The organism is Marinicella rhabdoformis, from assembly GCF_009671245.1.
In the GTDB taxonomy this organism is placed as follows: Bacteria; Pseudomonadota; Gammaproteobacteria; order Xanthomonadales; family Marinicellaceae; genus Marinicella; species Marinicella rhabdoformis.
In genome coordinates, this window is sequence record NZ_VTFS01000002.1 from 72,492 (window position 1) to 86,237 (window position 13,746).

The following is a 13,746-nucleotide window of genomic DNA, read 5'->3' on the forward strand; positions in this document are numbered from 1 at the left end:
TTTATTAGTTTTGAGAAATTTGTCGGTGCTGTACGCTTAAGTTTAACCCATGGGTGTAATCAACTTGTCAAAAATGGCAAGAGCAAATCCGGCTATTAACAGTGTTATGCCAACGACAGGCATAACAAAATACAAAGTTAAACCCATAACGGCCAGAGCCAAACCTTTAGATGTAAAGTCTGATTGTGTTCTACCAAATTCATTGGCATTCATTAGTTTTGCTGCTAAATAATCTAAGCTGAATTTGCCGCCACCGTTGAATACCAATGGCATCAACATGATGACAAACAGCAGTGGCAGCTTGAAGTTACCAAAACCATCGTCACTGATGGCGTAACCCTGCCACAACTCAGCCAAAGAGCCATAGTCAGCTGGCCAATGTACGGCTGCGGTGGCTACAGAAGTGATGACGATAAGTGAGAAGGCCGCAAATCGAGTGCCCAAGCCAATCAGCAACATCACCGCAAAAACCATTTCACCCCATGTGGCCATAAACCAAGAAATCTCTGTGTCAATGTAGTTAAAAGGGAAAGGAAAGTTGTCTTTGATGTGACTGAACCAATTGTCTCCGCGGTATTTTTCTATACCAGATTCAAAGAATTCCCAAAATAATATCAACCGCAGAAAAAGTGGCGGTAACCACTCGCCGGCTGAATTCAGTCTGGCCATTTTTACTTGGGCTAGGTTTTGTAATTTATTGAAGGTATTCATGATGTGGTCCTGATGGTGTTTATGATGTTTTGTTGATGCCAATGTTTCAATGTTTGAAGGCCAAAGTTGATAAATTGATTGGTGTCTTGTGCTTTGCTTTGTTTTGCTAATCCCGTCAAATGCTGGCGGCCACTTAAGCTGTTGTTGTTTTTAAGTTGTTCAAATAACAGCGCTGAAAAAGGCTGGAGTTCGGTGAACTTCACCTGATTGTCTTTGTTTCTCCACAGCAACAAAAAAACAGGCTGTTCCAATGGTTTGGTGGGCTGGTTGTTGGCGGAGATTTGGTGAACTGGAAATTGATAGGCTTGCAAAGATGATACTGTATTGATAACTGGAATGTCATCGAGTAAATCTTTTTCATTGACCTTCAGATTAAATTCCACTTCATTTAAATGTTTATCTAAATGTAATTCAAGCCATTCATACAAGGCCAGTTCATAGGTGAAAGGCCTGAGCTGATCTTTTGGCAGTTGTTTCACAAAAGACACAAATTCACGTGGAATTTCTGGGAAATGTGGTGTTTTGTTGTGTTTGGCTTGAAAGAAGTTTCGAATCAACTGTTCCCATTCTTTGTTGCTTAAAATGGTTTTTAAAACAGGAAATGTACCAGCAATCAAACTGGAAATACTGTTAAAAAATAAGTTTCTGTAAATTTCTAAGCGCCTGTCTTCTATGCCACTTGGGGCTTCCTGGGTATTTGGGTTGCGAAGGTGTGCTGCAAAATCCAGTTGAGCTTGCTTAAAGGTGGGCATGGTTTTTGTTGGTTGATTGGTATTGATTTTGCAACGTGTCAATGCGGTTAACTTCTTTCAATAGTTCTGCTACAGGTGGAAAATTGAAGTCGCGCTCTAACAACGTGGGAAAAACACCGTAATTTTTATAAGTGTGTGCTAACAGTTGCCAAACAGATTCTATGACTTCATCGCCATGGGTGTCCACCTTGAGGTCATCAGCTTCATCGAAGTGACCTGCAATGTGAATGTAAGCTATTTTTTCGTGTGGCAAGCGGTCTAAAAAATCAAAGGCATCGTAATTGTGATTGATGCTGTTGACATAAATGTTGTTCACATCTAAGTGAAGTAAACAGTCTGATTTTTCAATGACCAGATTAATAAACTCCAGTTCAGACATCTCTGAACCAGGTTGCGTTAGGTAATAAGATACATTTTCTAAAGCCATGCGCTCACCTAAGATGTCTTGGACACGGAGTACGCGGTCTGCAACATAAGATGCTGCGGCTTCAGTGAAAGGTATTGGCATCAGATCATACAATTGACCGCCATCTGAGCAGTATGACAGGTGTTCAGAATAAATAGGTGATTGTATGTCTGCTTTAAACTTTTTGATGCTTTTGACTAAGGTTTCATTCAGTGCATCTGGCCCACCAATGGATAAAGACAAGCCGTGTAAAACCATGGGATACTTAGACGCAAAGGCCAAAAAGTCTTTTTTTGATTGGCCACCTACTGTGATCCAGTTTTCAGGTGCCACTTCCATAAACTGCACAGGATTAAGGTCGCCAAATGATTGAAACGGCGCAACCAGGCCCCGTCTCAATCCAATTCCTGCGCCTTGTAGCTCAGAAAGCTGCATGGTGCTTATGCTTTGCCACCACATTTACCTTCGGCATCTTTCTTATGGTCTTCGCCGCATTTACCTTCGGCTTTTTTATCTTTGGCTTTGTCGTGACCACCGCATTTGCCTTCACCACATTTGCCTTCGGCATCTTTTTTGTCACCGCCGCATTTGCCTTCACCACATTTGCCTTCAGCATCTTTTTTGTCACCGCCGCATTTGCCTTCACCACATTTGCCTTCGGCATCTTTTTTGTCGCCGCCGCATTTGCCTTCACCACATTTGCCTTCACCACATTTGCCTTCGGCTTTTTTACCTTCAGCATCTTTTTTGTCACCGCCACATTTACCTTCGCCATCTTTACCATCAAATTTTGCGATGGCATGGCCTTCGGCATTCTCATAACCTTGGCTTAAGTCATTTTGACCAAAAGGATTTGAATCGCTCATCATAGAAGCTGAGCCTACTAAAGTAACTGCTGCAGCAATGGCTGCTGAAACTGGTTTTATTTTCATGTCTTTCATTGTTTTCCCTCCGAAGGAATGTTTTAAATTATATTCAAAGCCGCAGATTGAGTGCGGTTTGAACCAATATATTGGCATATTCTGTGTAAAAAGTCAGTTAACTTTTTTTCACTGAATTCAATCAAAAGACCATAAAGCGTTAAAAATATTGCAAAAAAAAAGCGCTCAACTTTCATTGAACGCTTTTTTGAAGGTTTTTAATCGTTCTTATTTCGATTGATTTAAATCCTTGATCATCGCCGCTAAAAAGCGTGCTGCTTCGCCACCCGTCACCGCGCGGTGATCGAATGTCAGAGACAATGGAATGGTTCTGTGCGCTTCCATACCGCCCAACACAGGCACCACTTCATGACGCAGCTTACCTGCAGCAATGATTGAAACACATGGGGGTGTAATCACCGGTGTCGCATACCTGCCAGCATAAACGCCGAAGTTAGACAACATGATGGTGTAATCCTTCATGGCTTCAGGTGGAATGCTGCGTGATTTGACTTGGCTTTTAATCACGTTCATTTCGCCACGAATTTGTTCTGGCGTCAATGACTCGCAGTTACGCATGGTGGGTACAAATAAACCATCTTCTGTATCCACAGCAATACCAATGTCAACATGTCCAATGATGCGACGCGCTAATTTTTCACCATCAAACCATGCATTCAATGCAGGTTCTGCTGCAGCAGCAACAACCAAAGAGCGAATCAATCTACCGGTTATGTCTTGGCCAGGCAACCAAGCATGAATGTCTGCATCGTCCATGATTGTTGTCGGAACGATGTTGGCATGTGCATTCTGCATGACGCGAGCCATGGTTCTGCGTGAGCCTTTGACTTGTTGCCAGTCACCTGTTGCTACAGCAGGTGCCGTTGGTTTTGGTGCAGCTGGAGTAGGGGTTGGCGCTACAGGTGCCGCCGCAGGAATTGGTGCTGGTGTCGGAGCAGCAGGTGCCGCTGGCTGTGGATTTGCCGCAGCTTTTTTCACATCACTCGGGCGAATCACACCGCCAGTACCTGTGGCTTCAACTGTGGCCAAATCAACTTTTAATTTTTTGGCCAATGCACGAACAGCAGGTGCCGCTTTCTTACCGCCGAAGTCTTGCATGCTGTTGATGACTGTATTTGAAGCTTCCATTTGACCTACAACAGTACCAATGGCTTCTTCTTTTGCAGGTTCATCATTGTCTGAGCCGTCTTTTAAGTCATTCAAAACTTCTTCGGCTTCTGCACGCAATTGTGAGGGTGTGTCTTCAGTGCCAGCAGATGTACCGTCAGCTGAAAACTCAATCAAGGGTGCGCCTGTATCGATGACATCACCGGGCTCACCATACAGTTTGGCTACAACGCCTGCTGTAGGAACGGGAACGTCAACTACGGCTTTGGCTGTTTCCATAGAAACCATCGGTTGGTCAACTTCTACAGTATCGCCAACTTGAACGTGCCACTCAACGATTTCTGCATCTGGTAAGCCTTCGCCTAAATCGGGTAATTTAAAAATACTCATGATACCTCCATCACTTTGCGTACTTGATCAATAATTCTGTCTGCGGTTGGCATGTATTTCTTCTCCATCTTGAATAAAGGCATGATGGTGTCATAACCTGTTACACGTTTAACTGGTGCCATTAAGTTGTACAAACCTTGGTCTGCCAAATTGGCAGCAATTTCTGATGACAAGCTGCAATGTCTGGCAGCTTCTTGGATAATCACACAGCGGCCCGTTTTTTCAACAGATTCATGTATGGTGTCCATATCCAATGGACTGATGGTTGCGACATCGATGATTTCAGCAGAAATGCCTTCAGTGGCTAATTTATCTGCAGCTTCAATGGTTTCTTTCATCATCGCACCCCAGGTAACCAAAGTCACGTCAGTACCTTCTCGGTCTACGAAACACATGTCCAGTGGGTACTCTTCACCATCGTCTTCCACTTCTTCTTTATTTAAGTGGTAAACACGTTTGGGTTCTAAGAATAATACTGGATCAGGGTTTCTGATGGCTGCCAATAACAAACCGTAAGCACGGCTTGGAGATGAAGGTGCGACCACACGTAAACCAGGAATGTGTGCAAACATGGCTTCTGTGCTTTCTGAATGGTGCTCTGGCGCATGGATACCGCCACCGTACGGTGCGCGGATAACCAGAGGACAAGTTAATCTTCCACGAGTTCTGTTTCTGAACCTTGCAGCATGACAAACAATTTGTTCAAACATGGGGTAAATAAAGCCCATAAATTGTGCTTCGGCTATGGGCTTCATGCCTTGGGTTGCCATGCCGACGGTTAAACCTGCAATCATGGCTTCGGCCAAAGGCGTGTCAATCACTCGGTCTTCACCAAATTCTTGAGCCAAACCATTGGTAGCTCGGAATACGCCTCCATTGATACCAACGTCTTCACCCAAGATAACCACATCTTTGTCATTTCTTAATTCGTGTGCCAATGCCATGGTTACGGCATCTACCATCGTCACTTTAGCCATTAGACTTCTCCTCTTGCTCTAACGCATACCTGCGTTGGGCTTCCAGGTCATGCGGTAAATCGGCATACATGTAATCAAACATGTCAGTGATTTCGGGTTTAGGTACATTTAAATACTCTTCTACCGCTTCATCCACTTCCGCTTTACAGGTTGCTATCAATTGATTTTCTAATTGTTCATTCCATTGACCTTGGTTGGTCAAATATTTTCTCATGCGCTTGATGGGTTCGAACTCACGTGCGTTTTCTACTTCATCATCTGGTCTGTAGCGAGAGGCATCATCCGCAGTGGTGTGATCACTTAATCGGTAAGTAATGGCTTCAATCACTGAAGCGCCTTTACCTTCTTTTGCACGTTTCAATGCAGATTTAACCGCGGTGTAAACTGCGATGTAGTCATTGCCGTCTACTTGAATACAAGGTAAACCGCCAGCGACACCTTTTTGAGCCAATGTGCGACCAGCACTTTGTTTTTTGCGTGGTACAGAAATGGCCCATTGGTTGTTGACGATCATTAACACCATGGGCAGTTGGAAGGCACTGGCTGCATTGATGGCTTCTAAGAAGTCACCTTTTGAGCTGCCTCCGTCTCCAACGACGCTGACAGCTGCACGTTGCTCACCGCGCAGTTTAAAAGCCAAGGCGGCGCCTGCTGCATGCATACATTGTGTCGCAATGGGTACGCACCATGGGAAATCATGTTGCGGTCCAGAAAAGTTGCTGCCACGCTCGTCGCCACCCCAGTAATTCAAAACTTCAGACATTTTAACGCCACGGTAAAACTGTGCGCCGTACTCACGGTACATGGGAGCAAAGACATCGGATTCTTCCATTGCTGCGCCAATACCAATGTGTACCGCTTCATGGCCTAAGCAAGATGCATAGGTGCCCATTTTTCCGGTTCTTTGTAGTGCCACCGCTTTGGTGTCAAAAGTTCGCGTCATTACCATCAATTCATAGATGGATTTCAAATGCTCGTAATTAGTAGCAATGTTGGGTTTCTTGTCACCCACTAAATCACCATTAGGTGACAAGTATTGCAAGTAATTGATCTCAAAAGATGCAACAGTAGTCAAGTTCACTCTCCGTTAGGTTTGGATTTGGGACTGTGGTTTGGCGGCATATGGGGCGCGCCATGTGTTTTGTCATGAGCCAAGTTTAATATGGTCATATGGTGGACAAAACTTTATAATTTGACTTGTTGCTTACCAAGGTAGGCAACAAAGCGGCAGTATTATAGTTGAATAATGAAAAATAATAAAGGCCAAGGGTCTTAAATAGCGTGCGGAAATAGAGGACTGATTGAATGTCAGACGAAAACTTAAGAAATTTAGAACAGGGCATCAAGCTGGATGTGTCAGAACGACGCAACTACGGTGGCTATTTGTGTTTGGATACGTTGTTATCAGCACAACATCCATTGAGTGAGCCGCCGCACCATGATGAAATGTTGTTCATCATTCAACATCAGACGTCAGAGTTGTGGCTGAAGTTAATTGTTCATGAATTACAAGCCGCCATTGAATGCATTCAATTGGGGCACGTGGGTAGGGCGTCAAAAATTTTGGCTCGTGTGAAGCAAGTGCAACGACAGTTATTTGAACAGTGGTCTGTTTTAGAAACTTTGACGCCGAGTGAGTACATGCAGTTTCGTCATGTTTTTGGTAATGCGTCTGGTTTTCAGTCCGTTCAATACCGCATGGTAGAGTTTCTGCTGGGTAATAAAAACGCCAAAATGACAAAGGTATTTCCCGAAGGTTCTAAATCCAGAGCGCAACTTGACGGTGTTTTACATGCCCCAAGCGTGTATGATGTATTTATTTCCTACTTGGCAAAACAAGGTTTTGATTTGCCTGATGATTTGTTGAATCGTGACTTCAGTCAGCCACATGTGTTTAATGAAGCATTGATGAGGCAGTTGGTTAAGGTGTATCAGCAGCCAGATGCACATTGGAAGGTGTATGCCTTGTGTGAACAATTAGTGGATGTTGAAGAGTCGTTCCAGTTGTGGCGATTCAGACACATGAAAACTGTTGAGCGAATCATTGGCTTTAAACATGGTTCAGGTGGGTCTTCTGGTGTCAGTTTTTTAAAGAAAGCATTGGATTTGACTTTTTTTCCGGAGTTGTTAAGGCTAAGGACCGAGTTATAAATTGTTTTTTATTTGCTTTCTGGAATCAAATTGAAATTGGGCAAAACCGACATTGGCAAAGCTTCCTGCCTTGACATTGGTTTCATGTTCTTCGATGAGTAGTTGCATTTCTTTTTGAAATGCGAGCATTTTTTCTTCGATGATTTGGTTGATTTTGTCATGCTTGCTGTCAGGGATGCGGCCAGAATACACCGATGCCAGGTTCAAGTGTTCAGCTTGATTCTGTGAATACATCTTCTGATAGAAGGTGTCAAATAACCTTTTGGTTGTGACATCTACTTCATCAGCTAAGTCTTTTTGTGTGCTGAGTTGTTGGTACAAAGCTTGGTTAATGTGAAACTTGTTGTTAATTTTGCTGATCACCTCTTTAGACAATAATTCTGTTACTACGGCTTTGGCTCTGATGTGGCCACCGTATATATTATCTATCAGTTGATTGAGTTTTGATGCGGGAAGGTCTGTTGTGCCTTGGTTTTTTAACCTTTGTAGTGCTTCTAAAACCAAGTCCATTTTATTCATGCTTTTTTCTGGTGTTTTGGTGATCTTGTTGAACTCTGCAATGGCCCGTCGATCAATGCCGGTTTTCACGGCGATTGCCTGATTGGTTGGTTTGATGCCTGATTCGTTCAATAACTCAATAGCCGCTTGAATGTAGGCCAGTTGAATGTTTTGCTTGAATTCATGGCAGTGTAACCCGAATTGGATAACCATTTTGCTGACAGGAACCAGCGCTTTTTGAAGTGATATTTGTGGTGTTTCTCTTTGCATTACGTTTTTTTTGCGCACATATTTGTACGCAATATTATCATCAATCATCATTTATGTAAAATAAACCCATCCTTATGTTACGAAGTCATTTCTTTCTCATTTCGCAATTTCGTAACGGGGGGAGGTAGGGTTCTTTCTCCAAATGTTAATATGGACACATTAAGTACCTACAGCAAAAGCAAAACAATACAGAGTTTTGTGGGTTGACGTTTTCTCTCTGTGTTGTTTTGTTTTTTTTTATGCTTAAAATAAACGTCAATTCTGAGATTATTTACTTCCTTTGTTTAGCTCATGCTTATTAGTTCGTGGCTATTTCTCTTGAATGTTGTAGAATTCGTTTTTTTGTATCAGTGACAAATGAATGACAGCATTGAGTGTCAATTTAAATAAAATTGCTTTGTTGCGGAACTCTCGCGGTAGAGATTATCCCAATGTGGTTGCCTATGCGCAAAAATTAATCAACTTAGGCGTGTATGGTCTGACCGTGCATCCTCGACAAGATGAACGCCATACCACTCGCCAAGATGTTCGTGATTTAGCGGCATTGATAGCACCGCTGGAAACTGTTGAGTTTAATGTTGAGGGTTATCCCTCAGATGACTTTATGGCGCTGATAGAGTCCGTAAGGCCTGATCAATGCACATTGGTTCCAGATGCACCAGATCAACTGACATCAGATCATGGCTGGGACATGCACCAACATGCTGATTATGTGTCTGATTTATCAAAGCAGCTTAATGCTTGGGGTGTGCGTTGTTCAGTGTTCTTGGATCCAGATGAATCTCAGGTGCGTTTGGCCGCAAAAGCAGGGGTTGACCGCATTGAGTTATATACCGAAAGTTATGCACATGCACATGTAGCCGGTGATTTTGAATCCTCATTGTTGCAATACAAAAATGCGGCTTTATTGGCCAATGAATTGGGACTGGGTGTCAATGCAGGACATGATTTGGATTTGGTTAATTTAGCCGACTTCTTAACGATCCCAAATATCCTTGAGGTTTCAATCGGTCATGCACTGACAGTGGAGTCTTTAGAATATGGGCACAAGCAAGTCATTGCTGACTATTTAAGAATTTGCAAAAACGCGGCGTAAAACTGTGTAATAGTGTCAATTAAAATTTCAATCTTGGGTGTGCATGATATAATTTCACGCTTTTTTAACAATAACAACGGCCTTGAGCCTATTTTTTCATTCAGATGATCACAGTAACCCTAACTGACGGTAGTCAAAGAACTTACGAAAACGCTTTAAGTGTTTCAGATGTGGCCATGGACATAGGTCCTGGTTTAGCCAATGCCGCACTGGCTGCAAAAGTCGACGGTGAAATGGTGGATTTGTCCTATGTTGTAGACAAAGATATACAATTGGCGATTGTCACACCTTCATCTCCAGAAGGCTTGGAAGTGGTCCGTCACTCAACGGCCCATTTGATGGCACAAGCTGTTCAGCGCTTGTATCCCGATGTTCAGGTGACTATTGGTCCTGTGATAGAGGATGGCTATTACTACGATTTTGCGACTGAAGCACCTTTTCAAGAAGAAGATTTGGCAAAAATCACAGCTGAAATGAAAAAAATCGTGAAAGAAAAGCTGCCCGTTGAGCGGTTTGAAATGTCACGCAATGAAGCGGTGACATATTTTGAGTCAAAAGGCGAAAAATATAAAGCGGAAATCATCAGAGACATCCCTGAAAGTGAAACGCTGTCCTTATATAAGCAGGGTGAATTTACTGACTTGTGTCGTGGGCCGCATGTGCCCAATACGGGTAAACTGAAAGTTTTTAAGCTGATGAAAGTAGCAGGTGCGTATTGGCGTGGCGACAGTAACAATGAAATGTTACAACGCGTCTACGGTACGGCTTGGACAGATAAAAAAGATTTAAAAGAATACCTGTTCCGTTTAGAAGAAGCGGAAAAGCGCGATCACAGAAAATTGGGTAAACGCATGGAGTTGTTCCATTTTCAAGATGAAGCACCTGGTATGGTGTTTTGGCATGATCGCGGTTGGTCTATTTACCAGTCAATTCAACAGTACATGCGTGCAAAGTTAAATGGTAAGGACTATAAAGAAATCAATACACCTTCCGTGGTTGATTATTCTTTATGGGAAAAGTCAGGGCACGCAGATAAATTTGGTGATGACATGTTTACTGTTGAGTCTGAGCACAAGCAGTTTGCGATGAAGCCAATGAATTGCCCTTGTCATGTTCAGGTGTTTAATCAAGGTTTGAAATCTTATCGAGATCTGCCTATACGGTTAGCTGAATTTGGATCTTGTCACCGGAATGAACCATCGGGTGCCTTACATGGATTGATGCGGGTTCGTGGTTTTGTTCAAGATGATGGGCATATTTTTTGTCAAGAGTCACAAATTGGGGCAGAGGTTTCAGAATTCATTGACTTTTTGCATGAAGTTTATAAAGATTTTGGTTTTAATGAAATCATTTACCGCATATCTACACGTCCAGAAAAGCGTGTGGGCAGTGATGAAATTTGGGATAAATCTGAAAAAGCATTGGCCGATGCATTGGATGACAAAGGCATTGCTTGGGAAGAGTTGCCCGGTGAGGGTGCTTTTTATGGGCCCAAAATTGAATTTTCTTTGAAAGATTGTTTGGGCAGGGTATGGCAATGTGGCACCATCCAAGTTGATTTTTCAATGCCAAACCGTTTAGAAGCGAGTTACATTGATGAGCAAGGTGACAAACAGGTACCTGTGATGTTGCATCGTGCCATCTTAGGTTCCTTTGAAAGGTTTATTGGTATTTTGATTGAACAGCATGCTGGAAATTTGCCACTTTGGTTGGCGCCTACGCAGGTTGCTGTACTCAATATTACGGGTCAACAAGCCGAATATGCGGAAAAAATTGGCCAAACATTGAAAAATAAAGGTTTTAGAGCGATTTTTGACTTGAGAAACGAGAAGATCGGCTATAAAATTCGCCAGCACACTTTAACCAAGACTAATTACTTGGTCATTGTGGGTAACAAAGAGCTAGATGAAGAAACCATCACTGTGCGTTCACATGATGGAAAAGATTTAGGCTCGATGAACCTTGAATCGTTGATTCAGTTATTGGATCAACAAGTAAAGGATAAAATTTAATAATCGGAGGATTGACAGATCGCTAAAAATGACAAAGTACGCAGAAACCAGCAAATCAGAGTTTCTGAAGTTAGGTTGATTGACCAAAACGGAGAGCAGGTGGGTGTATTATCTACCGCTGAAGCTTTGGCTAGAGCCAAAGGTGCAGGTTTGGACTTGGTAGAAATATCTCCCAAAGCACAGCCGCCCGTATGTAAAATTATGGATTTTGGTAAGTTTAAATTTGAACAAGCCAAAAAGAACCAGCAGGCCAAGAAAAACCAAAAGAAAGTTCAGCTTAAAGAAGTTAAATTCAGACCGAACACTGAAGAAGCTGATTTTCAAGTCAAGCTCCGCAATTTGAGAAAGTTTATTTCTCAAGGCAATAAAGTCAAAGTGACGATTCAGTTCCGTGGACGTGAATTGGCACACAGAGACATCGGTTCAGATATGTTGGATCGTTTGGAAAAGGAATTGGTGGACGAAGTGACAGTAGAGCAACGTCCAGCGAAAATGGAAGGTCGATTCATGATCATGTTACTGGCACCAAAGCCTGTAAACAAGTGATTGAGCAGTGAGGTTCATTCCTCACAAAGCGTGACAATCGATACGCTTAGGCAATCGTCATTGAATTGCCTACAAATTGGTTGATGTGGTTTGGATGTACAAGTTGTGCATTTAAACCTCATATGAGCACCTGTGAGTTAAGGTTAAGAGAAAGTCAGTTTTGGCTACTTGCAGGCGTATAAAATGATAACAGGAGGGCATTATGCCTAAAATGAAGACTAAAAAAGGCGCACAAAAGCGCTTTAGAAAAACAGCGAGCGGCTTCAAAAGAAAGCACGCTTTTAGAAGTCACATCTTGACCAAGATGAGCCAAAAACGTAAACGTAATCTACGTGGAACCAGTTTGGTACATGAAGCTGATGAAGCTTCAGTAAAACGTTTGTTACCTTACGCATAATTAAAAGGAGTTAAATCATGGCAAGAGTGAAAAGAGGCGTCCAAGCACGCAGAAGACATAAAAAAGTATTAAAATTAGCCAAAGGTTATTACAACGCGCGTCGTAAGATTTACCGTGTTGCTAAACAGGCTGTTATTAAAGCAGGACAATATGCTTACCGTGACCGTCGCGTCAGAAAAAGACAATTCCGTGCTTTGTGGATTACACGAATCAATGCAGGTGCAAGAAACAACGGCATGAGCTATTCACGATTTATCAATGGCTTGAAAAAAGCTGATATCTCTCTGGATCGCAAAGTGTTGGCTGACATGGCTGTTCATGACAAAGCAGGTTTTGCTGCTGTTGTTGAGCAAGCCAAGGCTGCATTGGCATAATCATTAATCCTTTTCAGTAAGGACTGGCTTTAAAAATTAAAGCAACATAATGATCAAGAAGAGGAATCAGGTGTATATCTGATTCCTCTTTTTTATTTCATAAGGTGAAAAAAAGTGAACGATTTAAAACAATTATTAGCAGACGGCTTGGTACAAATCAACGCCGCCGACTCAACCCAATCATTGGATGACATCAGGGTACAATTTCTGGGCAAAAAAGGTTCAATAACCACACAATTAAAAGAGCTGGGTCAATTGCCTGCAGAGGAACGTAAGGCAGCTGGTGCAGAAATTAATCAAGTTAAACAACAATTGTTCACTGCCATTCAGGCACAAAAAACTGACATTCAGGCCAAAGAACTGAATCAAAAGTTAATGTCCGAGGCTATAGATGTGAGCTTGCCAGGCAGAAAAAATGCCGTCGGTGGAGTTCACCCAGTAACGCGCACCATGGAGCGCATCATAGAATTATTTTCGCAAGTTGGATTTGATGTGGTTACAGGTCCTGAGATTGAAGATGACTTTCATAACTTTGAGGCCTTGAACTTTCCTGCGCATCACCCTGCGCGAGCGATGCACGACACATTCTACTTCCCAGATGGTCATTTACTGCGTACGCACACATCACCGGTTCAAATTCGAGCCATGAAGACGATGAAACCACCCATCAAAATCATCGCACCGGGTAAGGTTTACCGTTCTGACTCAGATCAAACACATACGCCGATGTTTCACCAGGTTGAAGGATTGGTGATTGGCGAAAATGTCACATTTGCCTCTTTAAAAGGTGTGTTGAGTCAATTTGTTAATGCCTTTTTTGAAGACGACTTACAAATCAGATTACGGCCTTCGTATTTCCCTTTTACTGAACCTTCTGCAGAAGTGGATGTGGAGTGGAAAAAAGGTGATGGCAGCATCGACTGGTTAGAGGTGCTGGGTTGCGGTATGGTACATCCAAACGTGTTGCGCTCAGGTGGTATCGATCCTGAAAAATACACAGGTTTTGCGTTTGGCTTGGGTGTTGAGCGATTTGCCATGTTACGTTATGGCGTACAAGATTTGCGTAACTTCTTTGAAAATGACATGGGCTTTTTGAGCCAGTTTCAATCGTAATTAAA

At 42.7% G+C, this 13,746-nt stretch carries 15 protein-coding genes; 7 read left to right on the plus strand and 8 right to left on the minus strand.

The genetic code is table 11. The features are described from left to right. Nucleotides 1-42: 42 nt before the first annotated feature. The 7 genes from FET73_RS06600 to pdhA form a co-directional block, all read right to left on the minus strand. Nucleotides 43-711 (minus strand): HvfX family Cu-binding RiPP maturation protein, encoded by a 669-nt coding sequence (locus FET73_RS06600; protein ID WP_154223162.1) that lies wholly within the window; start codon nucleotides 709-711, stop codon nucleotides 43-45. Then, nucleotides 708-1,463 carry an HvfC family RiPP maturation protein gene (locus FET73_RS06605; RefSeq protein ID WP_154223163.1) on the minus strand — a complete coding sequence of 252 codons (756 nt, stop codon included), beginning with the start codon at nucleotides 1,461-1,463 and terminating at the stop codon, nucleotides 708-710. The genes FET73_RS06600 and FET73_RS06605 overlap by 4 nt, the downstream gene beginning before the upstream one ends. Then, nucleotides 1,450-2,328, minus strand: a complete 879-nt coding sequence (locus FET73_RS06610; RefSeq protein WP_246172690.1) for an HvfB family MNIO-type RiPP peptide maturase — start codon at nucleotides 2,326-2,328, stop codon at nucleotides 1,450-1,452. Before FET73_RS06610 ends, FET73_RS06605 begins: the two co-directional genes overlap by 14 nt. Next, nucleotides 2,310-2,810, minus strand: a complete 501-nt coding sequence (locus tag FET73_RS06615; RefSeq protein WP_154223164.1) for an HvfA family oxazolone/thioamide-modified RiPP metallophore — start codon at nucleotides 2,808-2,810, stop codon at nucleotides 2,310-2,312. The genes FET73_RS06610 and FET73_RS06615 overlap by 19 nt, the downstream gene beginning before the upstream one ends. Nucleotides 2,811-3,017: 207 nt before the next feature. After that, nucleotides 3,018-4,307 (minus strand): dihydrolipoamide acetyltransferase family protein, encoded by a 1,290-nt coding sequence (locus FET73_RS06620; RefSeq protein ID WP_154223165.1) that lies wholly within the window; start codon nucleotides 4,305-4,307, stop codon nucleotides 3,018-3,020. After that, complete coding sequence (locus FET73_RS06625; protein ID WP_154223166.1) at nucleotides 4,304-5,284, minus strand: alpha-ketoacid dehydrogenase subunit beta; 981 nt, start codon at nucleotides 5,282-5,284, stop codon at nucleotides 4,304-4,306. Before FET73_RS06625 ends, FET73_RS06620 begins: the two co-directional genes overlap by 4 nt. Continuing rightward, nucleotides 5,277-6,359 (minus strand): pyruvate dehydrogenase (acetyl-transferring) E1 component subunit alpha, encoded by a 1,083-nt coding sequence (gene pdhA / locus FET73_RS06630; RefSeq protein WP_154223167.1) that lies wholly within the window; start codon nucleotides 6,357-6,359, stop codon nucleotides 5,277-5,279. The genes FET73_RS06625 and pdhA overlap by 8 nt, the downstream gene beginning before the upstream one ends. Before the next feature lie 230 nt (nucleotides 6,360-6,589). Here pdhA and FET73_RS06635 point away from each other — a divergent pair, with 230 nt between their 5' ends. Further along, nucleotides 6,590-7,435 (plus strand): tryptophan 2,3-dioxygenase, encoded by an 846-nt coding sequence (locus tag FET73_RS06635; RefSeq protein ID WP_154223168.1) that lies wholly within the window; start codon nucleotides 6,590-6,592, stop codon nucleotides 7,433-7,435. Here the strand turns inward: FET73_RS06635 and FET73_RS06640 are convergent. Further along, nucleotides 7,430-8,203, minus strand: a complete 774-nt coding sequence (locus FET73_RS06640; protein ID WP_154223169.1) for a hypothetical protein — start codon at nucleotides 8,201-8,203, stop codon at nucleotides 7,430-7,432. The two genes, FET73_RS06635 and FET73_RS06640, sit on opposite strands and share 6 nt — an antisense overlap. A gap of 361 nt (nucleotides 8,204-8,564) precedes the next feature. Here FET73_RS06640 and FET73_RS06645 point away from each other — a divergent pair, with 361 nt between their 5' ends. The 6 genes from FET73_RS06645 to pheS all read left to right on the plus strand — a co-directional run bounded on the left by FET73_RS06645 (nucleotide 8,565) and on the right by pheS (nucleotide 13,741). Further along, a complete protein-coding gene (locus FET73_RS06645; RefSeq protein ID WP_154223170.1) occupies nucleotides 8,565-9,299 on the plus strand; it encodes a pyridoxine 5'-phosphate synthase in 735 nt (244 codons plus the stop codon). Nucleotides 9,300-9,403: 104 nt separating this feature from the next. Continuing rightward, complete coding sequence (gene thrS / locus FET73_RS06650) at nucleotides 9,404-11,311, plus strand: threonine--tRNA ligase (RefSeq protein ID WP_154223171.1); 1,908 nt, start codon at nucleotides 9,404-9,406, stop codon at nucleotides 11,309-11,311. An 18-nt stretch (nucleotides 11,312-11,329) separates the two neighbouring features. Further along, a complete protein-coding gene (gene infC, locus FET73_RS06655; RefSeq protein ID WP_179952174.1) occupies nucleotides 11,330-11,857 on the plus strand; it encodes a translation initiation factor IF-3 in 528 nt (175 codons plus the stop codon). A gap of 202 nt (nucleotides 11,858-12,059) precedes the next feature. After that, the gene (rpmI, locus tag FET73_RS06660; RefSeq protein WP_154223172.1) at nucleotides 12,060-12,254 is read left to right on the plus strand and encodes a 50S ribosomal protein L35; all 195 of its coding nucleotides are present in this window, start codon (nucleotides 12,060-12,062) and stop codon (nucleotides 12,252-12,254) included. A gap of 17 nt (nucleotides 12,255-12,271) precedes the next feature. Next, complete coding sequence (gene rplT, locus FET73_RS06665) at nucleotides 12,272-12,628, plus strand: 50S ribosomal protein L20 (RefSeq protein ID WP_154223173.1); 357 nt, start codon at nucleotides 12,272-12,274, stop codon at nucleotides 12,626-12,628. Between the two features lie 147 nt (nucleotides 12,629-12,775). Further along, nucleotides 12,776-13,741 carry a phenylalanine--tRNA ligase subunit alpha gene (pheS, locus tag FET73_RS06670; protein WP_154223383.1) on the plus strand — a complete coding sequence of 322 codons (966 nt, stop codon included), beginning with the start codon at nucleotides 12,776-12,778 and terminating at the stop codon, nucleotides 13,739-13,741. The last annotated feature ends 5 nt before the right edge of the window (nucleotides 13,742-13,746 follow it).

Bases quoted from the DNA above. Each gene is read 5' to 3' on its own strand.
- FET73_RS06615 (WP_154223164.1), bottom strand. From the start codon at position 2,810: ATGAAAGACATGAAAATAAAACCAGTTTCAGCAGCCATTGCTGCAGCA.
- FET73_RS06640 (WP_154223169.1), bottom strand. From the start codon at position 8,203: ATGCAAAGAGAAACACCACAAATATCACTTCAAAAAGCGCTGGTTCCT.
- FET73_RS06610 (WP_246172690.1), bottom strand. From the start codon at position 2,328: ATGTGGTGGCAAAGCATAAGCACCATGCAGCTTTCTGAGCTACAAGGC.
- FET73_RS06600 (WP_154223162.1), bottom strand. From the start codon at position 711: ATGAATACCTTCAATAAATTACAAAACCTAGCCCAAGTAAAAATGGCC.
- FET73_RS06645 (WP_154223170.1), top strand. From the start codon at position 8,565: ATGACAGCATTGAGTGTCAATTTAAATAAAATTGCTTTGTTGCGGAAC.
- rpmI (WP_154223172.1), top strand. From the start codon at position 12,060: ATGCCTAAAATGAAGACTAAAAAAGGCGCACAAAAGCGCTTTAGAAAA.
- rplT (WP_154223173.1), top strand. From the start codon at position 12,272: ATGGCAAGAGTGAAAAGAGGCGTCCAAGCACGCAGAAGACATAAAAAA.
- FET73_RS06620 (WP_154223165.1), bottom strand. From the start codon at position 4,307: ATGAGTATTTTTAAATTACCCGATTTAGGCGAAGGCTTACCAGATGCA.
- thrS (WP_154223171.1), top strand. From the start codon at position 9,404: ATGATCACAGTAACCCTAACTGACGGTAGTCAAAGAACTTACGAAAAC.
- FET73_RS06625 (WP_154223166.1), bottom strand. From the start codon at position 5,284: ATGGCTAAAGTGACGATGGTAGATGCCGTAACCATGGCATTGGCACAC.
- FET73_RS06635 (WP_154223168.1), top strand. From the start codon at position 6,590: ATGTCAGACGAAAACTTAAGAAATTTAGAACAGGGCATCAAGCTGGAT.
- FET73_RS06605 (WP_154223163.1), bottom strand. From the start codon at position 1,463: ATGCCCACCTTTAAGCAAGCTCAACTGGATTTTGCAGCACACCTTCGC.